Source organism: Polynucleobacter ibericus, assembly GCF_018687955.1.
GTDB lineage: Bacteria > Pseudomonadota > Gammaproteobacteria > Burkholderiales > Burkholderiaceae > Polynucleobacter > Polynucleobacter ibericus.
This window is the reverse complement of sequence record NZ_CP061309.1, coordinates 1,058,762-1,081,167: the sequence shown is the minus strand read 5'-3', so window position 1 is coordinate 1,081,167 and position 22,406 is coordinate 1,058,762. Positions and strand designations below refer to the sequence as shown.

General features: G+C 45.1%; 17 protein-coding genes. 14 read left to right on the top strand and 3 right to left on the bottom strand.

Features of this window, described 5'->3' with window-relative positions:
• Nucleotides 1–6 precede the first annotated feature (6 nt).
• The 4 genes from AOC20_RS09730 (at nucleotide 7) to AOC20_RS05495 (ending at nucleotide 5,531) form a co-directional block, all read left to right on the top strand.
• Nucleotides 7–1,464 (top strand): DUF2779 domain-containing protein, encoded by a 1,458-nt coding sequence (locus tag AOC20_RS09730; protein WP_251373064.1) that lies wholly within the window; start codon nucleotides 7–9, stop codon nucleotides 1,462–1,464.
• Nucleotides 1,461–2,324: a hypothetical protein gene (locus AOC20_RS05505; RefSeq protein ID WP_215359122.1), complete on the top strand. Its 864-nt coding sequence runs from the start codon at nucleotides 1,461–1,463 to the stop codon at nucleotides 2,322–2,324. Before AOC20_RS09730 ends, AOC20_RS05505 begins: the two co-directional genes overlap by 4 nt.
• A 62-nt stretch (nucleotides 2,325–2,386) precedes the next feature.
• Nucleotides 2,387–4,348: a hypothetical protein gene (locus AOC20_RS05500; protein WP_215359119.1), complete on the top strand. Its 1,962-nt coding sequence runs from the start codon at nucleotides 2,387–2,389 to the stop codon at nucleotides 4,346–4,348.
• The gene (locus tag AOC20_RS05495; RefSeq protein ID WP_215359117.1) at nucleotides 4,329–5,531 is read left to right on the top strand and encodes a hypothetical protein; all 1,203 of its coding nucleotides are present in this window, start codon (nucleotides 4,329–4,331) and stop codon (nucleotides 5,529–5,531) included. The genes AOC20_RS05500 and AOC20_RS05495 overlap by 20 nt, the downstream gene beginning before the upstream one ends.
• A gap of 19 nt (nucleotides 5,532–5,550) precedes the next feature.
• Here the strand turns inward: AOC20_RS05495 and AOC20_RS05490 are convergent, their stop codons facing one another.
• Both AOC20_RS05490 and AOC20_RS05485 read right to left on the bottom strand, forming a co-directional pair.
• Nucleotides 5,551–6,609 carry a nucleotidyl transferase AbiEii/AbiGii toxin family protein gene (locus AOC20_RS05490; RefSeq protein WP_215359115.1) on the bottom strand — a complete coding sequence of 353 codons (1,059 nt, stop codon included), beginning with the start codon at nucleotides 6,607–6,609 and terminating at the stop codon, nucleotides 5,551–5,553.
• An 11-nt stretch (nucleotides 6,610–6,620) separates the two neighbouring features.
• Complete coding sequence (locus AOC20_RS05485) at nucleotides 6,621–7,301, bottom strand: DUF6088 family protein (protein WP_215359113.1); 681 nt, start codon at nucleotides 7,299–7,301, stop codon at nucleotides 6,621–6,623.
• 448 nt (nucleotides 7,302–7,749) lie between these two features.
• Here AOC20_RS05485 and AOC20_RS05480 point away from each other — a divergent pair, with 448 nt between their 5' ends.
• From AOC20_RS05480 to AOC20_RS05460, 5 genes are all read left to right on the top strand, one after another.
• On the top strand, nucleotides 7,750–8,796 hold the full coding sequence (locus tag AOC20_RS05480) for a phage major capsid protein (RefSeq protein ID WP_215359110.1): 1,047 nt from the start codon (nucleotides 7,750–7,752) through the stop codon (nucleotides 8,794–8,796).
• A gap of 11 nt (nucleotides 8,797–8,807) precedes the next feature.
• Nucleotides 8,808–9,194 (top strand): hypothetical protein, encoded by a 387-nt coding sequence (locus tag AOC20_RS05475; RefSeq protein ID WP_215359108.1) that lies wholly within the window; start codon nucleotides 8,808–8,810, stop codon nucleotides 9,192–9,194.
• A 185-nt stretch (nucleotides 9,195–9,379) separates the two neighbouring features.
• A complete protein-coding gene (locus tag AOC20_RS05470; RefSeq protein WP_215359105.1) occupies nucleotides 9,380–9,916 on the top strand; it encodes a hypothetical protein in 537 nt (178 codons plus the stop codon).
• Nucleotides 9,913–10,263 carry a M15 family metallopeptidase gene (locus AOC20_RS05465; protein ID WP_215359103.1) on the top strand — a complete coding sequence of 117 codons (351 nt, stop codon included), beginning with the start codon at nucleotides 9,913–9,915 and terminating at the stop codon, nucleotides 10,261–10,263. Before AOC20_RS05470 ends, AOC20_RS05465 begins: the two co-directional genes overlap by 4 nt.
• A 116-nt stretch (nucleotides 10,264–10,379) precedes the next feature.
• Entirely contained in the window at nucleotides 10,380–12,896 is a 2,517-nt protein-coding gene (locus AOC20_RS05460) for a hypothetical protein (protein WP_215359101.1), read from the top strand.
• 16 nt (nucleotides 12,897–12,912) lie between these two features.
• Here AOC20_RS05460 and AOC20_RS05455 read toward each other — a convergent pair whose 3' ends face one another.
• The gene (locus AOC20_RS05455; protein ID WP_215359099.1) at nucleotides 12,913–14,175 is read right to left on the bottom strand and encodes a tyrosine-type recombinase/integrase; all 1,263 of its coding nucleotides are present in this window, start codon (nucleotides 14,173–14,175) and stop codon (nucleotides 12,913–12,915) included.
• Nucleotides 14,176–14,450: 275 nt separating this feature from the next.
• On the opposite strand from AOC20_RS05455, the gene AOC20_RS05450 reads away from it, so the two are divergent.
• From AOC20_RS05450 to fdhF, 5 genes are all read left to right on the top strand, one after another.
• Nucleotides 14,451–14,759: a YciI family protein gene (locus AOC20_RS05450; protein ID WP_215359097.1), complete on the top strand. Its 309-nt coding sequence runs from the start codon at nucleotides 14,451–14,453 to the stop codon at nucleotides 14,757–14,759.
• A 44-nt stretch (nucleotides 14,760–14,803) separates the two neighbouring features.
• Nucleotides 14,804–17,224, top strand: coding sequence for a DUF748 domain-containing protein (locus AOC20_RS05445; protein ID WP_215359095.1), 2,421 nt, complete (start codon nucleotides 14,804–14,806; stop codon nucleotides 17,222–17,224).
• A 10-nt stretch (nucleotides 17,225–17,234) separates the two neighbouring features.
• The gene (locus AOC20_RS05440; protein WP_215359093.1) at nucleotides 17,235–17,459 is read left to right on the top strand and encodes a hypothetical protein; all 225 of its coding nucleotides are present in this window, start codon (nucleotides 17,235–17,237) and stop codon (nucleotides 17,457–17,459) included.
• A gap of 202 nt (nucleotides 17,460–17,661) precedes the next feature.
• Nucleotides 17,662–19,464, top strand: coding sequence for an NAD(P)H-dependent oxidoreductase subunit E (locus AOC20_RS05435; RefSeq protein WP_215359091.1), 1,803 nt, complete (start codon nucleotides 17,662–17,664; stop codon nucleotides 19,462–19,464).
• A 21-nt stretch (nucleotides 19,465–19,485) separates the two neighbouring features.
• Entirely contained in the window at nucleotides 19,486–22,380 is a 2,895-nt protein-coding gene (gene fdhF / locus AOC20_RS05430; protein ID WP_215359089.1) for a formate dehydrogenase subunit alpha, read from the top strand.
• Nucleotides 22,381–22,406: the final 26 nt, after the last annotated feature.

Here is a 22,406-nt window from a genome sequence, read left to right as displayed (position 1 = left end):
ATCGCTATGTCCAAACTTACTAAATCAAAAATTCTGCTCAATAGACAGTGCCCCCGTCGTCTTTGGCTTCAGGTTAATAGGCCTGAGTTGGCCATTGAGGATGAGTCCTCAATGGCTCGTTTTAGAGATGGAAATGCAGTGGGTGATATTGCCCGTAAGATTCATCCAGGGGGAATCTTTATTGAGACCTTGAATAAAGATAAGGCGCTATCTCAAACGGCTGAGGCTTTACAGGGTGCAACCGTACCGATTTTTGAGGCAGCATTTATTGCTGATGATGTCTTGGTGCGCGTGGATTTACTATTGCCGGATGCAAAAGGTTATCGCTTGGTTGAGGTTAAGTCATCGACGTCAATGAAAGAGTATCACCTTGAGGATGTCAAGGTGCAATCATGGGTTATGAGTCGTGCGGGGATGACCCCAACGCGTGTAGCACTTGCGCACATCAATTCCTCCTTTGTTTACCCTGGATATGCAAATTACCAGGGATTGTTTTCGGAGGTTGATTTAACGGAGGAGGTTGCGGTACCGGATGAGGTGAATGAGTGGGTTGAGTCCGCCAAAGCAACATTGAGTCTCAAGGATGAGCCCGACACCAAGCCAGGAAGCCAATGTTCTAGTCCATTTGAGTGCTCATTTCAAGAGCATTGCGCACCTCAGGAGATGGATGTTGAGTACCCAGTTAGCATTCTGCCTTATGGCAAAGCCTTGGCATCCAAGCTTAAATCTGAGGGGTATAAGGATTTGCGTGAAGTGCCTGCCGAACGATTTGAAAATCCAAAGCATATACGAGTTCACCGAAGTAGTTTAAGTGGTCTTCCTGAGTTAGATGATGAAGCTACCCAATTGGTTCAGGCGCTTGCGTACCCTCGTTATTATCTTGATTTTGAAACGATAGCCTTTGCTGTTCCTGTGTGGGCTAATACCAGCCCATATACACAATTGCCTTTCCAGTGGTCATGTCACGTTGAGGATGCACAAGGAAATATTACCCACCAAGAATTTTTGGATACAACTGGTTCTGATCCCCGCAGAGCTTTTGCCGAGAGTCTTGTAAATGTCCTGGGTGAGGGTGGGCCAATAGTTGTCTATAACGCCCCTTTTGAAGGTGCTCGCATGAAAGAGCTTGCTACTTATTTTCCAGATCTATCTACGGCACTTTTAGCTGCAGTGGATAGATTATTTGATTTATTGCCGATTGCTAGAAATCATTATTACCATCCCGATATGAAGGGCTCATGGTCCATAAAGGCAGTGTTGCCAACTATTGCGCCTGAACTCAATTACTCTAATCTTCTGGTTGGAAATGGTGGAATGGCGCAAGACGCTTATCGAGAAATTATTGATACAAAAACCGGCGATGAAAAAAGAAAACAAATGCATGAGGGGTTATTAAAGTATTGCGAGCAAGACACCCTAGCTATGATCAAAATTACACATGCTTTTTCTGGAGTTAAAAATTGATAGCAGAAAATAAAAGCTCGGATATTTTTCCCGTTGAAATTGTTAAAAAAATAGCTAAAAAACTTCAAAATTACGAGAGTCCAGATGCCTTAGCAAGGATTTATAAGTGGTCGCTTCCAGAGTTGCCTAATGAGTTACGCGATGGATTTAGCGAAATCTTGCAGAAATCCTCCAATAGTGAAATATTAAGTTCTTATGGAAAAACTATTAAGTTAAGAGCATTGCTTGAGGAATACTTAAATACGTGCAATGCAGAAAATAAAAAATCTACATATGAGTGGATAGTAAAAAACTGGGGTGGGATTAAGACTGGTAAGGATGAAAATTTAACCGCTAGCATTGCCGGGGCGATTAAGACTCATCATGACAATGATGGAAAGTTTGAATTTTCTAGGATTGCGAGTTGGTCAAAGGCCCTGGCATTTCAATACCCAGAAAGACGCGCTATTTATGATGTGAGGGTTATCTACAGTCTTAATTGGCTATTATTTAAGGAGGGTCATTCTGGAAAATTCTTTCCGGCCTCGGAGGGGCGAAATTCTCTGATTAATTTTTTCTCATATGAGCAAGAGCTCTATAAAAGAGTGCTTGGATCCGAAAGAATCAAATTAGTCTTTAAGGAAGAGCTCAACAAAAGGATGAACAGTGAAAAGTCAATGAAGTCATCAATGATTAATTCTCTTGGGAAAGAGGTTTATATAGATCAGGGATATGCATACCAGAACTACTGCAATATTTTGATCGAAATAGCGAACCAAGTCTTTGGGCAAAATGATAAATTTGGGGTTACCAAAGTAGAGATGATTTTATTTAGCATTGCGGATGGCGATATCGTTGGTGAAGTGCTGGGCGCTCATTGACATGGCAAAGATTTATTCTAGATAAAGTCTTTGACTACGCATCCTGATTTTATAAAGAGGATGTGCCCCAAGACTCAAAAGCCCTCCAACAAAAATGGACCGCCCGCATCACGCATGCGCGCGCTCACTGGGCAACATTTCATAAACGCGTAAGACACAACCGCAACACAGTAGCTGGCTTTAACTGGAATGCCGACCCTACTGGCAAAGACTTCTATAGCCTAAGAGCCAATCTCATACACGGCACCATCTCGGCAGTACTGCCTAACGTCTATGCACGCAACCCAGAAATATCTACTACGCCAACCCACTCGGGTGCGGATATCAAGCTCTTCTGTAAAACGCTAGATAAGGTCACCAATAGAGCCTTAGAGCATGCGCAGCTTAAGAATCGAGCAAAGTCCACCGTAAGAGCAGCGCTGACCTGCAGCTTTGGCATTCTCAAGGTGATGTATCAAAGAGATCCAAGCAAAGACGGATATATCCAAAGCCGTATCAACGATGCAGAGGAAAATCTGCTGGCCATCAAGGAGTTAGAGAGGGATCTCCAAGATTCAGATCAAGCCCATCATCATGATGCCAAGAGAGCAGAGCTAGAAGAGCTTATCAAATCCTTGCATGAGCAATCAGAAGTGCAATCGGCTGAAGGCTTAGTAATCGACAGAGTCCTTACAGAAAACCTCCTCATCGATCCCTCGATCTGCGAGTTCTGGGATTACACCGATGCCGATTGGATCTGCCAAATCATCCCAATGAAGCGCGGCCAAGCAGAAGCGCTCTATAAAAAGAACTTAGCTAATGCCAAGATCTATCAACCTGGCCAAGGCGAACCATCCCATAAGAAAGCTAAACGCTTAGCCTCAATGCAGATGAATGCTGGTTCAGGCTTAGTGACTGATGATCAGCAAATAGCAGTGCTAGAGATCTGGGATAGAGCCACCCAACGTGTTTACACCATGGTGGAGGGCGCGACTGAATGGCTTCGTGCACCTTATTCACCACCCAGGGCAGGAGAGCGCTGGTACCCATTCTTCTTATTGCCATACCAAGTAGTCGATGGTCAGTTCGTTGGTCCAAGCCTGGTTGATCTGACTGAGCGATTGCAGGATGAACATAACGAAGCCAGGGATCGGTTTAATCAACATCGAGACCTCTGCATTCCGGGGTGGGTAGCATCAGCCGATATCAATGAAAAGACCATCAAAAAGCACTCGGATTCAAGATTCGGTGAGATCACGATTGTCGATACTGAAGGTAAGCCTCTAAACCAAGTCATCATCCCTAGAGGGCATCCCAAGATCGACCCGATTGTCTATGACACCAGCGCAGTGCGTTATGACTGGGAGCAAGTCACTGGCCTTCAAGATGCTGCGCGCTCCACCGTCGTGCGACCCAAGACAGCCACCGAAGCCAACATCTTGCAAAGAGCCTTATCTGGGCGCGTATTTGAATTCAAAGACCAGATAGAAGATTGGCTACAAGAGATAGCCCAATACAGCGCCCAAGTACTTTTGCAAGAGCTCACTAAAGAACAGGTGGAGCGCTACATGGGGCCACCAAGTACTAAGACCACCATGATTAATGGTGAGCTAGTCATGACCATGGAGAAAACCTATGACTGGCCAGAACTCACCAAAGACCGAATCTTTGACATGGTTGATCTACGAATACGTGCAGGTACTACCGGCGCACCAGACGGAATAGAAGACAAAGAGAGCTGGCTCAAGGTTTTACCCATGATTACGAATCTATCAATTCAGATACAAAACCTACAAGCCAGAGGAATGGATTACGAGCATATCCGTAATCTCCTACAGGAGACTCTCTTGCGGTATGACGATCGTATCGATTCAAATCTATTTATACCGAATGTAGAAAGGCAAACGGAGGGATGGTCACGCGATGACGACCCAAATTTAGGAATGAATTGGTTTTCTGAACGAAGGCAAAAGACAAACGCTGAAATGAATTGCAGCAGCAACTTATTAAAAGAGGAGACAGGCAATGACGCAAGTAGCAAATGAGGTCGAAGGTTTTAAGTCGGAGGTACTAAGCAAGGGTGGCTCAATTCAAAGAGTGCAGGATAGAGAGGCCAAGAAAGAGCGTGAGCGACTTGAAAAAGAAGCCTATGAGAAGCATGCCGCCGAGAGTGCCGCCAGGCGTAATAAGGCAAGAGAAGAGCGCGCGCTTGAATTGATAGCGCAAGCAAAGGCTAGGCAGGCAGAAGCTCAATTAGATAAGGGGCGTAGCGCTCAGATACAACAAACACAAAAGGCGGAACGTAAGAGCCAGGGTCGGAGCCAAGCAACCAACTTACTAGATGATTTAAGTAAGACCCCTAATGCATCTCTTGCCAAGTTATCTGAGGATATTGATGAGGGTGAAGTATTAGAAGAGGAGTCAGAAGCTCTAGAGCCCGAGCCCATATTTACACCTGTTAAAGGTGAAGTGCATGTGCCAGCCTTTATGCCCGCTTCAGCAGATAAGGCGGCACCACAAGCCCATGACCTAGGTGAATTGTTGCCTGCGCCAGCAGCCATCATTGTTGATGCGCATTCACAAACTGCGGCTCAAATCGAAACTGGTGAAGATCTAATTAAGCGGGTATTGAAATCAGGGCCCACGGATTCGATTCCCGATGCCGAGCCTAGTGTTAATACAGAATCTTCTGGCGGTATCAAATCAAAGCGAGGATGTGAACGTATTCAGAAAGTTATTAATGAAAAACGTGACCTAGAAAAGCAGGTTGTTGATTTGCAATCTATGGTGGCCACACTTCAGGATGCAGTTCGCAAATACGAAATAGAAAGCAAACTCGTAGGCAATGTGATGACTATCGCCGCTAGTCAGAAAAAGCCTTCCGAATTAGTCTCAGAAGCAAAACTGCAAATGCTCAAGTTTTTAAATACCCGCTCTGATGAAATCGATCACACCGATAAGGCGATCTGCTTTAACAAATACATGTCAGACCCGTTCTACATGCAAGTCTTCGTGCAGAGCAATCAACCAGAGCAGTGGCAGACCATGATTGAATCTATCTATGAGGCGATTGGAAGGCCCGAGCCTAGTTTTGGAGGCATCAAGCCTATAGCAACCCATAGCCCTCAACCTATTCGGGCGCGAACCTCAACATTGGGGGCGCCATTGGCAAGCGCAGGTAATCCAATGGATCGAATTGCCCAGCATCTAGGTAATATGGGGATCTAAAGTTAACAACTTCGGGGTATTAGTTACCCTGAAGTTGTGCTGATGCCGATTGAATAGTTTTTAGAATTTCATCAAACGTAGGGGTTTGACCAAAAATCATTGTGGACATTTGCTCGTAATCTCTGCGGAGCGCAGGAATCATGTCATCGCTAGGGTAGATTAAAAAACTACCTTCTGCAGCAACACTTTGTTTGGAGTCTTTATCAAAAAAGAAGATAGATGCATGAAGGGCGCATTCTTTACCAAGATTCATATCCTTGATGGCATTTTGACCAACTGCATTATTCAAAAGCATATGCAGATCATAGTAATGGCGAGAAATGCGATTGCCATCGTTCCTTAGGCTTCCCCGTGCTTCAAACCGGGCGCGCAAACCATGAGCGATGACCGCCTTATCCCAGAAGGTTCTTTCTGGCGCTATACAATTCACATTCGGCACGCTCAAGTCGCCGCCGATAAATTCTTGAGCAACGTAGGGATTGATTGTGATGAGTCTGCTGGGATCTAACGCTGATTTGGCGCCAGCTTCAATCTTGACCTTGGATTCAATATAGTCATCCTTACCCGAAGCCTCTAGCGATGGATATTCAACTAGTAAGGTCTGTTGATCCTTATCGGTGACATCAATGACAACCTTAAGAGCAGGCATCGAGATGCCAGCTTCGTTTAATTCGTTCTGAATTTGTAAGGTAAGGCGATCTTTCAGAGCGCCAAGAATATAGGCAGAGCAAGCAGTCTTAATAGTATCCAAGTACTCGTTTCGCTTATTTCTGCCCCAGCCTTGTATTGTTGCTATATCAGTTGAATGGCCGATATCTTCCCGATACACCGTAATATCAATATCTTCAGAAAAGCGTGAGATCAAGTCATAAGCTTTTGAAAGGGAAGTGCCGCCCTTAAAAAGTAATCTGGGCTCACCATCAGATTTGCCGTTGAACAATAAATCCAAGACAAAGCAGACCCAAAAGTCTTTTTCAACATTACGTAATGGCGTACCTAAGCGAACGGCAGTCTCTAAAAAGAGATTGCGCCGATCGCTTTCGCTAGCCTGAAGTACTTTAAGGAAATTACTATTCATTTGCCCTCAGTTTAATGAGAGAGTGCAATTTGGGGTAAATCGCTAGAAAGACCCTTTAGTAAAGGGTGCATCCATGCTGGTAAGTGCGATAGATCCTTCTTGAGGTCTCGCGCAATACTTGCCCCAGCCTTTGGGTCATTAAATATTCTAGATAAGGCGGCTTTAATGTCAGCTTGAGCGGAAGGATCTTTTTGCTTGATCCCATCTTTGAGCCAGTGAAGTGCCTGAACGATACGCATAGCAGGGCGATTAGCCCAGATTAACTTACTAGGTGATGCCAACTTAAATTGAATAGTGAGGTTTCCAATTTGAACGGGCTTGATGCGTGCGTCGGTATGCACGATAACCTTGCCTGGAACGGCATTAGTTAGCCCTAAGTCATTAGCGGCAGTCATGCCATCAATGAGCATGCGCGCGCTATCGCGCCTAGCAATAGCCCAGATCACATTCTGGTAGTTGGGCTGAGATGTTTTGCCGGTTAATGGATTAACCCGTGGACGATCGTATAGGCCGTGATCGATGCGACGTAAGTCACCTTTATTGGTGAGGCGCTGAAGGGTTTTGTCTACCGCGCTACGGTTGCCTAAGTCGAGAAAATCCTTTGCCGTCCAAACCTTATCGGCTTGGCTACGGCTAATGCGCCGAGCAATCAGCGCGTTGAGAGGGATTTTGGCGTTAACTAGTGCTTTCATAGTCCTTAAATTATATACAAATATCGGACAAATGCAACATAAATTAAGAGTTAAAAAACCATATAAAACAATGGGTTAAAAGAATATTAAAAATACCTAAGGTATCAATAAAATCAAGGTCACCCCGGAGGGGTGGCGAAGCTTACCTTGATGTGCGAGGGCTAAAGGACACTATTTCGATGGTTAAGGTGACAAAAAGGAGCCTTAACCATAGAAGCAGGGGTGTGTGTATTGCTAATAAAAACCCCAGAAATATCCAAACTCCACACCAAGCACCCCAATAATCAATTTATGTAGTGAGAGCTAACCACTCAATCTACTGCTTCATACCATCGCGTAAAAGCTAGAGTCGCGACTAGCAGCGTAGTAATGGATAGGTTCACGCTCTATCAATTGGAATGAGGCCAACCAATTCACGAATAGATAAATACATTGATAGGGGTGGCATATGCCAATTTCAAATACAGACTTGCAAGAGTTAGCCAAGGTTTCCTTGGATGAGTACTTGCGCAATTTACCGGTCGATCAAATCGCTGTAGAGAGACCTTTCCTTAAAAAACTGATGGAGGGTCGTAAGAGCTTATTGGGCGCAAAACAGAACGTAGTCGAGAACATCCGTAAAGAACACGGTAGTAACTTTAGCTGGGCCTTTGGCGAAGAGACAGTCAAGTTCAATAAACGTAATACGACTGAGCAAGCCTCATTCCCATGGCGTAGAGCGGTGGATGGCCTCTATATCGACTATGACCGATTATTCAGTAACGGCATCAAAGTGCGTGAGGGTGGGGCGCGAGGTTTCCAGCTGGAATACAACGAGCGCGTACAACTCATCAACCTCTTGGATGAGCAGTTAGAAGTCTTAAGAGAAGGCTTTCTCAATAAGCTGGACTTAGAACTTCACCGCGACGGCTCACATGGCGCTGATGCGGTAGTTGGCTTAGATAGTCTTGTCAGCCTGGCACCGGATGCCGGCACAGTTGGTGGTATCGATCGAGCCAAAGCAAGCTACTGGCGTAACTACGCAGTCAAGGACATTGCATCAACATCGCCAGGGAACTTAGTGGGTGAGATGGAGACTGGGTGGCGTCAATGTATTAAGCATGGCGGTAGCCCGGACTTCATCATCGCTGGGGGTAAGTTCATTGATACCTATCGCAAGCAAGTCACAGTGACTCATATTGCTGGATCTGGTGAGACCAAGTACATCGATGCAGGCGTAGGAGCCGGAGTAAACACAGGCCTTGCCTTTAAAGGCGTGGAGATCATCTGGGATCCTCAATTTGATGAGCTTGATGCCATGGCCAATCGCACGGTGGAATGGAGTAAGCGCTGCTATTTCCTCAATACTCGCTTTATGAAGCTGCGTGACGACGATCTAGACATCGTTGCCCCCATCCGTCCGCACGATACCTTGGCGATGTACGCCATGGTGAACCTACGCTGCGCTTTATCAATCTCTCGAGCGAATGCCCATGCGGTATTGGCGATTCAATAAGGAAGATCAATATGAACCACAAAGAACTCATTCATAGTGACTTCCAAATTAAAGAGGTGGAAGCGGTAGTGCGCCGGGATGCCTTCACAACTATCCATGTGTATGTCCCGCCATATGAGACCAATATCCTTCGCAATCTCTTTGGGCGCGAGAACGTCACGGTGTTCGAGCGCCCATCAAAGACCACTATTACTCCAGAGCAGGAGTACGACCGTCTATGCGCTAAGTATGGCCATGAGGTCGTAGCAAAAGTCTTTGGTGAGGATGACGGTGATCGCCTAATGGAAATAGTAGAGGGGCTAATGGCCGAAGGAAAACTCCCGGTTCAAGAGCAAACATTAGAAAAAGCTCACGAGCTAGATTCAACACAAGAAAGCAAAGGAGCCAAGAAACGCTAGCAGTGGGGAAGATCGCCGCTAGCGGCCAGTGTTTGGGTGCGGCTGTGGGTGTTGAAGTAACGATGGTGTGTGGGCGCGCTTAATTGCGCCCCACTGCCAACACCAATTAAAAGCCTTGGCGGTAGTGGGGCGGTGGACTTCCATACTTATTCATACCCTCGAGCATCAAGAAAAGAGCTAATGACATGCTTCCAATCATCACCTCTCTAGTACAAACCTTGGCCGTCAATGGCCTTGGTCTGCTTGCGGGTGCAGTTCAGGCTAAAGGCAAGGAATTTATTGAGAGCAAGATTGGGGCGCGCATTCCTGACAACCCCAGTCAGGAAGATCTCATTAAGCTAAAGCAGTTAGAGATTGAACAAGAGCAACTCTTGTTGCAATACACCCTAAAGCAAAAAGAACTTGAAATAGAGGAATCAAAGCTTCTAGCAGAGATGCATCGAGCTTCACAAGACAATGCCACTAATCGTTGGCAATCGGATATGGGTAGCGATTCAAAGCTCTCGAAGAACATCAGACCGGGAACCTTGGTTTATATCCTCACTGCTTACCTCTTATTCGCTTTGCTATCCGCCATGGGGATTGATATCAATGAAGCCTATGTAAAACTCCTTGGCGAATGGGGTCAATTAGTCATGCTGGCTTATTTTGGGGGAAGGTCTGTAGAGAAGATCTTTGAGATGCGCATGAATAGTCCCAGAAACAAGGAAGAGCCGCAGTGAGTAAAGGCGTGAGTGGTTTGGTTGCGGAGCAAGCCGCATTCTTGATCGATGTGAGTAGGCTTATTCAGTTTGCTACTGCGGAAGGGTGGGTCATTACAGGAGGAGAGCTTTGGCGCTCACCAGAGCAACAAGAAATCTACTTTAAGACGGGTAGATCAAAGACTATGAATAGCAATCACCTAAGGCGGTGCGCTATTGATCTGAACTTCTTCTGGAATGGAAAGCTTGTTTGGGATAAAGAGCTAATACGAACTGTAGGTGAATACTGGGAAAGCCTAAGCCCTAAAAATAGATGGGGCGGGAATTTCAAGGGATTTGTGGATGTGCCTCATTTTGAGAGGAATTGATTCTATTTGGATTTGTTATTCGCAATTATTCCCAGTGAATTTTTTGTAACTTAACCTTATTTTTATGTATCCTGTTGATTATCTTAAATTTAAAATATACAGCTTAGGTCAAATTTATGAAAATAGAGGTCACAAGAGAGATACTTGGCTCATATAAAAATATTCTCTTAAACAATGCTAATGAAGCATCTACTCGACTTAAGGTTATTGACCGAATTCTTCGAGATGTTTTGGGGTGGCTTGATGAAGATATTTCACCCGAAGAGCATGTTACAGAAGATGGGAGCACCACTTACTCTGACTATATTTTGAAAACTGCAAACGCAGCAATTGTTGTCGAGGCAAAAAAGGTGGGTGCCAGTTTTTCCATAACCCCCGGTAATCGACGGGTAAAACTATCGAATAGTTTTTTGCAGAGCGAACTTGGAGAAGCAATCATACAAGCTCGAGATTATGCAAGAAAATTTGCTATTGATTTTGCGGTGGCAACAAATGGGGCAACATGGGCCATATTTCCAGCTCAACGACACGACCAAGTTAAGTTTAATGACTCCACAGCTTTAGTATTTTGGTCTCTGGACGAGTTGCTAAATGAGAGTTATCAAGAATTCTATGACCTATTGAGTCGAGAGTCGGTAATTTCAGGGAGCTTGGAGACGGCTCTTCTGGGGCGTGTTGCCAATCAAACGGAAAACAGAAAATTGGGCAGCTTTTTTGCTTCGAATGCTAGGCAGGGTCTGAGTAATCCGATCTTCCCAATTATCGAACAAGAAGTCATCACTGCATTTTCTGATTCTGTAGTTGATCTTGATGATGATTCGTTTGAGCGTTGCTATGTTGCAACCCCAGAAACAATGAAATTTGATCATAAAATTAGAATGCATATAACAAGAAGGGAATCTCCTATTGGAGGCTCAACTTTAAGGCCCATGCGAAGCAGAGATGCGGAGGTGCTTTTTAAAAAAGTTCAGGTCTCTGCTGGTAACAATCAAAAATCATTGGCTATTTTGCTACTTGGTACGGTTGGAGCGGGTAAGACTACTTTCTTGCACTATATGAGAAAGGTGAGGCTAAAAGAACTATTCATTACAGATGTATCCAAACCATACCCACATTGGCTGCACTTAGATTTTTTAGTTAATTCACCCAGTATTTCAGCAACTGAATTTATTTTTCGATCTCTTCGCGATTACATAAATGAGGACCCATTTTTATCGGATTCGGAGCGGTGTATAAAGCACGCTTATTCCAGTGATATTAAAGCGTTGCGGAAGGTTTTGGCAGTGGGTAACGCAAGTGAGGAAGAGGTCAATAAACGCATAAACGACACAATTATGGATGACTATCAAAAGGTAAATCCATATGTTGAAAGAATTCTTCAGTATGCCACTGGGAAAACCCCATTCTTTCTCGTTATTGATAACGTTGATCAAATAGAGGATGAAGAGATTCAATCAAGATTACTTACAGAAGCATTTGCCATCGCTAGAAGTCTATCTTTAAATTTAGTTCTATCTTTGCGACAAAGCACTTTTACCAAACATAGAAATTCCCCGGTCATTGATGCTTTTGATTTTGAGGCGGTGCAGATAGATCCTCCAAGAATTGCGTCAGTGCTATCAAAGCGTTTCTCACTGGTTAAGCATCTCGCTTCTGGAAAAAAAGGAGAGTTCATTGCGGAGAATGGGGCGCGAGTGCAGGTTGAGGATGCATCACAAATTGTTGACTTATTGCAAGGATCGGTTCTAGGCACTGAAATTGGAACGCGAATAGAAGTATTGGCAACCGAGGATGTTCGTCTCGCCCTTAGAATGACTAGAGAGTTTCTTGAAAGGGGTTATACAAATCCAGGTCGAGCAATTGAATACCATAAACATACTGGCAAGTATATTTTGCCGCGCCACGAAGCTTTTCGTGCGATTATTTTGGGTACAAAACCAGTTTACTCTGAGGAATCCTCGCCGATTGGAAATCCTTTCGACTCAAAAATTTCCATTAACCAGGCGCAGCCCCTTAGGTTATTTGTTTTAGCTTCAATAGTTGCTTATGCCTCTGAATCAAATTTTGTTTTTATAGATGGTGCAACGATTTGTGAAAATTTGAGAAGAATTGGCTTCGGGGACAGCTATACAGAAAGAATTTTAGGTGATCTTTGTAAGCATAGATTTCTATTTACAGCCAATCATGGTGATCCAACAATTGCATCTAGCTTTGTTCCTTCGCGATTTGGTGGCTATGTTATTCGCGAACTTTTGGCAAATTTCACATTCATTGAAAATATGATGTTCGATACATATATCTCGGATATCAAGGCGTGGCAAGAATTGCGTGATTTAAGTCATAAAATAGAGGCGGAGAGGGATACGGTAGCGCGACTTAGGTATCGCGTTCGAAGGGCGGAAGTTTTTTATAACTACATGCATGAGTCTCTTAAGCCAATAATTGTAGAAAGTCATAAACGAGGGCTTCCAGCCCAGTGGTGTAGTGATCCTCTTGAGGAGCGTAGTATAGATTTTCGCAATGAATTATCTCGTGTGCTGGCATCGGCAAGGCGAAATTATGGAAAAAATGGACGGAAACAAATAACTAATATAGCTGCGAGTGAACATGATGAAGATTTCACGTTGAATTAACTGCGTCTTCAAATGATTAAGTGTTCTGAATATATTTTACCCAGTCACCCATCAATCTAATCCGCTTCTCCAGCTGATCCTGCCTTCTATATGCAGCCTCAGCCTTATTTTTTATGGTATGTGCCAAAGCTAGCTCAACGGTTTCATTCGGATAGTCAGTAGTCTCGGCCGCCCAATCTCTGAATGTTGATCTAAAGCCGTGGGGAACATATCCAGAATACTTTGGCATCTTTCTCATCATAGACAGTAGCGCCATATTAGAAAGATGAGATTCTTCTTTATGCAGGGCTCCTGGAAATAAATAACCACTCACACTAATTGTTTTGAGATGTTCAAGAATTTCCATTGCCCTAGCGTTTAGTGGAACGCGATGCTCTTTGCCGGCCTTCATTCGCGCCGCAGGAATTACCCATACCTTAGCTTCTAAATTGAACTCAGCCCACTTGGCTTCAATGACTTCGCTTGTGCGAGTGGCAGTCAGAATCAATAGCTCCAATGCCAAGGCAGAATAACCATTGTGTTCACGAAGATCTTTTACAAATTCCCCAATCCGCTGAAACGGTAGGGCGGGGTGATGGCTCTTCTTCTGAATCTTTTTAGCCTTAGGCAGTAAATGTCCTAACGCACCTTTTAGGCGTGCCGGGTTATCTCCCTTGATGTACTCATGGGCCTTGCACCAATCAAAAATCACCTCAATGCGTTGTCTAACCCTAGTGGCGGTCTCGGTACGTACATTCCAAAACGTACCCTCAACAGCGCCATTCTTCTTTTTAATTTCTTGCTCTAGTAATTTGGCGATATGGCTGGTGTTGATCTGGTCTACGCGTAATTCACCTATCTCGGGATATGCAAAGGTGGCAATCGTATTTCTCCATTGGTCAGCGTGCTTGGAGCTCTTCCATTCCGCTTTCCTGGCCTCGATACAGAGTTCGGCAGCTTCTTTAAAGGTGATGCCACTATCAAAAGCTGCAATTCTTTTGCTTTTAGCCTTACAGCGATCCTCGGTCGGGTCGATGCCATCCATGACCAGTTGACGCAATTCAAGAGTTTTTCGGCGCGCATCAGCTAAAGATCTGGCCTCCAGGGATCCCAGACCCATTTCACGTCTTTTAAATAGAGTGGGGCTGGTGTAGCGAAAAATCCAGCTACGCTTAAAGCTATTTACCCCTTTTGATACTTGGATATATAGACCCTTTGATTCAGGGTCGGCATGGTACCCAGGACTTATGATTGACCCAAGACCTCGTGCCGTAAAGCTGATTTTTTTACCTTCTTCCAAGCCTCAATGTCCCGTTCTCTACCCACCACTGTACCCACCACCAATGCATAGATTTTAGTGGATTAGAGAGGGCTAGTCGGGAGTGTGGTTAACCAAAAAACCTATATAGATAAAGGGTTTCAGGGCAATGATGGAGTTCTTCGGAGGGCCCATTTATAGACGCCCCTTCCGCCAAGTAGTAGCAAAACCACCTTCGGGTGGTTTTTTGTTTTTAACATCCCGTAATATCTTGGTAGGTAATTAAGATAAAACGAATTAGAAAGCGGAGAAATACGATGATTTTTACAATGCTATTGATGGATCGCCCCGGTACTGCAGACTTGCGAGTGCAAGTTCGACCAGAGCACCGCGCTTATTTGGCAAAAATGGCTGATCGTATGGCCTTCGCTGGTCCCCTCACATCAGAGGATGGCAAAACTACTTTAGGAAGTTTGATTGCAATCGATTTTCCGAGCAGAGCAGATCTGGATGCATGGTTAAGTGATGAGCCATACACCAAAGCGGGCGTATATGAGAAGCCAGTCATTCATGTGTTTAATAATATGTGGCAACAAAAAGTAGGCTTCCCACCAGCGCCTCAATAAGGAAATGCATTAGCTTTTTTATTCAAGGCTTTGTGTTTACGGAAATGGTGCTCATTCAATCTCCTCGTCTAAAGATTTGGCTCACGAGAATTGCTATCTTGGTGTGCTCCTGCGCAATTTTGTTTTGGGTAGGCGCTCACCTTTTTGCACCGGCTTTTATCAAGAAGTCAGTATCGCAATTTGCTGGCCAGATTGGTTATGAGATCACCTATCAAGATCTCAGCATTTCTCCATTCAGACTGAGGCTGGAGCTTGAAGGCCTGCATTTGGCCAAAGAGGGCAGATCTAAGTTGCTGCAATTTAAAAGACTCACCGTTTCTCTTCAATGGACTAAGCTAGTTTTAGGTGAGCTTGGTTTTGATGAGATCTTGCTAGAAGAGCCCAAGATATTAATGGAGAAGAGATTATCCAAAGGGGGGCATTCAGGAGTCTGGAACTGGCAAGAATTGATTGCAGCAATTGAGAAGTCAATGCCACCCAATGATTCTACTGAACCCAAGAATCCTCTCAAAATATCCATTAAGCAATTATTGGTTCGCTCTGCTTCCTTAAGTTTGCTTGATGAAGCAAGCCAACTCAAGGAAGACCTTAAGCCTTTTACCTTGAAGCTGCTCCAAGTTGCTAACTACGACAAAAAAGGCGAGGTAAGTGGCGTACGAGGTCAATATGACTTCAGTCTTGGCGCTCTTCAAGTGCTGGTGCCTGGTATTAATAAAACTATTACCTATCAACAAGTAGCGATTACAGGTGGATTGGATAATCCAAGACCTGGTAATTTGGGTGTGCAACTCAATGTGAAGCTCGATGATGGCGTTGTGCGCTCCCATTGGGATTTCAATACCGAATCTAAATCGGTTGACGGTAAGTTAGATATTCAAGATCTAGCAATGGCACCCCTGATTCCGTTATTGCCTGCCAATAAAGAGTTGATTGCTCAAAGTGGCCTCATGAATGCAGAGCTCGCTGTGAAGTTTGGAGGCGATACCGATGCGGTAACTGGTGATATTCATATAGCGGATTTGGCAATTCTTGAAAAAGGACAAAAGACGCCTTTGATTGTTTGGAAGATGGCCGATATTCTTCAGCTTGAATACAAAAGTCTTAAATCAAAGCATACGACCATCAACAGTCTTTCCATTAACGAGCTGACTGTGAATTCACCAACCCTTCAGTTTGAAATTAATGAAGAAGGATTTTCTAATTTCAGAAGATTGTTTGCGAAGCAAGAATCACAAACAAAGTCTGAGTCTGCAGTTACTACTAAACCTGATGATCCTTCCCCCTTGAATTTAGATATACGTTCAGTCAACCTCAAAGGCGGAGAAGTTTTTTACTCGGATTTGGCAATGCGCCCCAACTTGAAGGTCGATGTGAAGAAGTTCAACGCCACTCTCTTGGGTGTTAGTAATGTCCCGGGGCGCTCTGCCACTGTGGCGATGGATGGTGTTATTGCAGGTTCAGGAAGTATGCGGGTTAAAGGGCAGGCATCTTTTGAAGACCCAAGGCGCAATCACGATATCTTGATGACTTTCCGTAACTTACCCCTCAATGCTTTTAACCCAGCCGTGATGACATTTGCTGGCCATCAAATTACCAGCGGTCGCTTAAACCTCAACTTAAATTACCGTGCAAAGGATGGCGAGTTAAATGGCAGTAACCAGATCATCATCAAGAAGGTGACCTTAGGTGATGAGGTACCCGACTTTAAAGGTAAAAAATTACCGCTAGGTTTAGCCATAGCATTGTTAGAAGATTCTGATGACACTATTGATGTCACGGTTCGTATTGCCGGTAATGTTGATTCTCCAGAATTTAGTGCTAGTGGATTGGTTTGGCAGGCTATTAGCAATGTCTTAACTAATGTCGTTACCGCACCATTTAGAGCGCTTGCCGCTTTAGTGGGCCTAGGCAGTGAAGAAGGGGTTAATGCTGTACCTGGTGAAGCGGTGTTCTTAGTGGTTGATCAAGATCGCCTAGAAAAGTTTGGTGAGTATCTTGCAAAGCGACCTAATTCCAGTCTGGAGATCATCGGCACTTATGATCCCGTTCAGGATAAAAAAGCACTTGCCAGAGCAAAAGCAGATATGGCCATTTTGCAGGATGCTGGATTCAAGCTAACGCCAGGTGAGCCGATTCCGTCACCAAGTTTGTCTGATCCCCGAATTCAGTCGGGCCTAAGGTCGGCTTATGCGCAATACATCGGTCGTATTAAGCTTGGGCAGCGCCTTTTGACATTGCCAGAAGGCGAGCAACGCAATGAGCAGTTGCATGATGAGTTAATTGCTGGAATAGAGGTCACTGAGCTCGAGCTAAAGGACTTAGCGAGAGCTAGGGCGCAGCAAGCTTACAGCTTTATGGTCAAGGCAGATTCCAGCCTAAAAGATCGCATTACTTTGGGTGAGGTTAAGACCACTGAGGCCGGAAAAGAGGGTATTCCGCTCGATATCGAGATCAGAATCAAGTAGACTTGAGGTCATGAATTCAACAAAAATGCGTATTTTCTCCATCCTGACCTTGATTGCTTCCTTTGGCCTTACGGCTTGCGGCTCCATCGAGTCTGCTGCTCAAGATGATTGCACCTCAATTGGCTGGCAAATCGGTAGCAAAGGCTATCAGGATTGCTATAAAGCAAGAGTGTATGAGCGCAAATTGGATTACTCTTTACCGCCTGGCGACAAGCCTTCCATATCCCCAATCTAGTAGGGTAAACCCTAAATTCAAGTCCTTGAGCGCCGTCAAGGACTTGGGGGTATAAATAACCCAAAATAAAGCGTTATTTTGCATATACCAAGCTGGTTTAGCCCGTGGCTAAACTGAATTTGGATGCGCAAATTAAAAAAATGCTCTGCTTTTAAGCAGGGTCAAAAATAGCCGTACCTATAAAAATTAGAGACTACAAAATATGAATCATCCCAAGCCTTCTGGAGAAGTCAAAGCGATTGCTGTTGCAACTGCTGATGATTTGAGGGAAACCATTCGTCGTAAGAGTAACTTAAAAGGTCGTCAAGCTGATGATGCCTCTATAGCCGATGTTCGCAAATTAATTGGAAACGCACCGCATCGTCGTGACTTACTCATTGAGAACCTGCATAAACTCAATGATGAATATCGTGCATTGCATGATCGTCATTTAGTTGCTTTGGCAAAAGAAATGAATTTGCCTATGGCAGAAGTGTATGAAGTTGCTACTTTTTATCACCACTTCGAAGTAGTACGCGGTAATGATCCTGTAGCCGACATCCTCATTCGTGTTTGTGACGGCATCGCTTGTGAACTAGCCGGCGCGCAAAATCTGTTAGCTAGGTTGCCGAGCATCTTAGGCAACCCCAATATTAAAGTCGCTGCAGCCCCATGCGTAGGCCGTTGTGAGCAGGCGCCTGTAGCAGTGGTCCATCAGTATCCAGTCCTATTTGCTACTACAGATAAAGTAGCTGCTGCGGTAAAGAATAATTTAACTACCCATCCAATGGCTAAAGATGATGCTAACTTTGATCCAGCATCTTTAGCAGAGCAGGGCGTTTCACCTCAAGGTGAGATGCAGGCAGTGTCACCGGATTACGTTGGCTATGAGTCTTATCGTGCGCAAGGCGGGTACGCTTTAGCTAAAGAAATCTTCGAAGGCAAGAAAGATGCTGAGAGCATCATTAAGGCAATGGAGAGTTCAGGTTTGCGTGGTCTTGGCGGCGCAGGATTCCCTGCAGGTCGTAAGTGGCGGATTGTGAAGGATCAAATAGCTCCTAAATTAATGGCGGTAAACATTGATGAAGGTGAGCCAGGAACTTTTAAAGACCGTACTTATTTAGAGCGTGACCCACATCGTTTCCTTGAGGGTTTATTGATTGCAGCAAGCGTTGTGGGAATTGATGCTTGCTATATCTATTTGCGTGATGAGTACCATGGCTGCCGCGAATTGCTCGAGGCTGAATTAGCAAAGTTAAAAGCCAATCCCCCATTTAAATTGCCTACTATTGAATTGCGTCGCGGTGCTGGTGCTTACATTTGCGGTGAAGAATCCGCGATGATTGAAAGTATCGAAGGTAAACGGGGTGAGCCGCGTATGCGTCCTCCATATATCGCTCAAGTAGGATTATTTGGTCGACCAACACTAGAGCACAACTTTGAGACTCTGTATTGGGTGCGCGATATTGTGCAACGTGGTCCAGAGTGGTTTAGTTCCTTCGGTCGTCATGACCGCAAAGGTTTGCGCAGCTTCAGTGTCAGCGGGCGCGTGAAGAACCCCGGCGTCAAGCTGGCACCGGCTGGTATCACGATTCAAGAGTTGATCGATGAGTACTGTGGTGGCATGCAAGATGGCCACCAGTTTTATGGGTATTTGCCTGGTGGTGCATCGGGCGGTATCTTGCCGGCGACTATGAATGACATTCCACTCGACTTTGATACTTTGCAACCCTATGGCTGCTTTATTGGCTCAGCTGCAGTAATGGTGTTCAGTAATCAAGATAAAGCGCGTGACATGGCTTTGAACGTGATGCATTTCTTTGAGCATGAGAGTTGTGGTCAATGCACTCCCTGTCGAGTCGGCACTGGCAAGGCAGCTCAATTGATGCAAGCTAAATCGTGGGATCAAGAAACGTTAGAAGACTTAGCCACAGTAATGGTGGATGCCTCTATTTGTGGCCTTGGCCAAGCTGCACCAAACCCTATTCGTTGTATTCATAAATATTTCCCGCAAGAAGTTGCATAAAAAGGGAATAACGAGACAAACATGAACGCACCCACAAATCCCAAAGAACTCGAATTTCAAACCGTTGAGTTCAAGCTAGATGGCCAGACGATTGTTTCCTATGAAGGCGAAACAATTCTTAAAGCTGCTAAACGTCACGGAATCGATATTCCCCACCTGTGCTTTAAAGATGGCTATCGCCCAGACGGCAACTGCCGCGCTTGCGTAGTCGAGATTAATGGCGAACGTACCTTGGCACCTAGTTGCTGCAGAAGCGCTACTCCTGGAATGGAAGTTAAAGCCAATAGCGAACGCGCAATCAAGAGTCAAAAATTGGTTTTGGAGATGCTCCTCTCCGATATGCCTGACGAAGGCTTCAAGTGGGTAGGTGATAGCAAAGAAGAAGAGCAAAAGAATCAACATGGCGAGCTGAGTACTTGGGCGGCACGCATGGATGTGACTGTGCGTCCTGAACTCAAAGCGCTGCGTCGTGAGAAGGTCAGTAGTGATATTTCACATCCAGCAATGGCGGTGAACTTAGATGCGTGCATTCAATGTAATCGTTGCGTACGTGCATGCCGTGAAGAGCAGGTTAATGATGTGATCGGTTACGCCATGCGTGGCGGTCATAGTGAAATTGTTTTTGACTTGAATGATCCGATGGGTGACAGCACATGCGTAGCTTGTGGCGAGTGCGTTCAAGCTTGCCCAACTGGCGCATTGATGCCTAAGGGTTTAATTGGTTCGCAAACCGTCGACCGTAAGGTAGATTCTGTTTGCCCATTCTGTGGCGTCGGTTGCCAAATTACATACAACGTTAAGGATGAGAAGATTGTCAGTGTTGAAGGTCGTGATGGACCTGCTAACCACAATCGTTTATGCGTTAAGGGTCGTTTTGGTATGGATTACATCCATAATCCTCAACGTCTCACTAAGCCATTAATCCGTAAGGCGGGTGTTGCTAAAGATGAGTCCATGCTTGAAGGCAAGCAAGATTGGTCTGACATCTTCCGTGAAGCGACTTGGGAAGAAGCTTTGGAAGTTGCTGGCGGCGGACTGAAGAAACTCAAAGATCAATACGGCAATAAGGTATTGGCGGGCTTTGGCTCTGCAAAAGGTAGCAACGAAGAAGCCTATTTATTCCAAAAACTGGTACGCACTGGTTTTGGTAGTAATAACGTAGACCACTGCACACGTCTTTGCCATGCTTCCTCTGTTGCTGCGTTATTGGAGGGTGTTGGTTCTGGTGCGGTAAGTAATCAAGTGAATGACGTTGAGCATTCCAGCATGATTTTCTTGATAGGCTCTAATCCAACGGCAAACCATCCTGTAGCTGCTACCTGGTTTAAGAATGCCGCTAAACGTGGTGCCAAGATCGTGTTGTGCGATCCACGCGCGACAGAGATTAGTAAGCATGCATGGCGCACCATGCAATTTAAGCCAGACACTGATGTGGCGATGCTCAATGCCATGATCTACGCGATTATTGAAGAGGGCTTGGTTGATAAAGACTTTATTCAAAATCGCTCAAACAATTTTGAAGCCTTAAAAGAAAATATTAAGGGCTACAGCCCTGAAGCGATGGCACCAATCTGCGGTATTCCAGCAGAAACATTGCGTGAAGTAGCTAGAGAGTTTGCAACAACGAAGTCAGCCATGATCCTGTGGGGCATGGGTGTTAGCCAGCACGTTCACGGCACTGATAATGCACGCTGCTTAATTGCTCTAGTGAGCATCACAGGTCAAATTGGTAAGCCAGGTTCAGGATTGCACCCACTGCGCGGTCAGAACAACGTACAGGGCGCTAGTGATGCAGGATTAATTCCGATGATGTTCCCGAACTATCAGCGTGTTGATAATCCAGAGGCACATGCTTGGTTTGAGAAGTTCTGGGATACCCCGTTAGATAAGAAACCTGGCTACACAGTGGTCGAGATCATGCATAAGATCACGGCTCCTGATAGTGATCCAGATAAGATTCGCGGCATGTATGTCGAAGGTGAAAACCCTGCGATGAGTGACCCAGACTTAAATCACGCGCGTCATGCTTTGGCTGCATTAGATCTCCTCGTAGTTCAAGATATCTTTATGACGGAGACTGCGCTCTTGGCGGACGTCGTATTGCCGGCTAGCGCTTGGCCTGAGAAGGTGGGTACTGCAAGCAATACTGACCGTATGGTGCAGATGGGTAAGAAAGCAATCAATCCTCCTGGCGATGCAAAGCCTGATTTGTGGATTATTCAAGAGATTGCTAAGCGTATGGGTCTGAATTGGAACTATCAAGGACCTGATTCTGGTGTTGCAGCGGTTTATGACGAGATGCGTCAAGCAATGCATGCAGCTATTAACGGTATCACGTGGGATCGCCTGGAAAAAGAATCTAGCGTGACCTATCCATGCTTATCTGCTGAAGATCCAGGTCGTCCAATCGTATTTGATGATAGTTTCGCTACTCCAGATGGCAAGGTGAAACTGGTTCCTGCTGACATCATTCCAGCGAATGAGCGTCCAGATACTGAGTACCCATTTGTATTGATTACTGGACGTCAATTAGAGCATTGGCACACTGGCAGTATGACGCGCCGTGCCACAGTGCTTGATGCGATTGAGCCTATGGCTACTGTTTCGATGAATGGTGAGGACATGACTCAGCTTGGCGTTACTGCTGGCGATGTGATTACCGTTCAATCTCGTCGAGGTGAGGTTGGTATCCACGTTAGAAGAGACGATGGCACACCGAGAGGCGTGATCTTTATCCCATTTGCTTACTATGAGGCGGCAGCTAATTTGATTACCAACTCAGCGCTCGATCCGTTTGGCAAGATTCCAGAGTTCAAGTACTGTGCGGTGAAGTTAGTCAAAGGTGGTGACGTAGCTCAGATCATGGGTTATGGTACTAACGCCCCAGGCGGATCCAAGGTAATGTCTAACGTCTAGCTAGAACTCTAGTAAATTACAAAGAG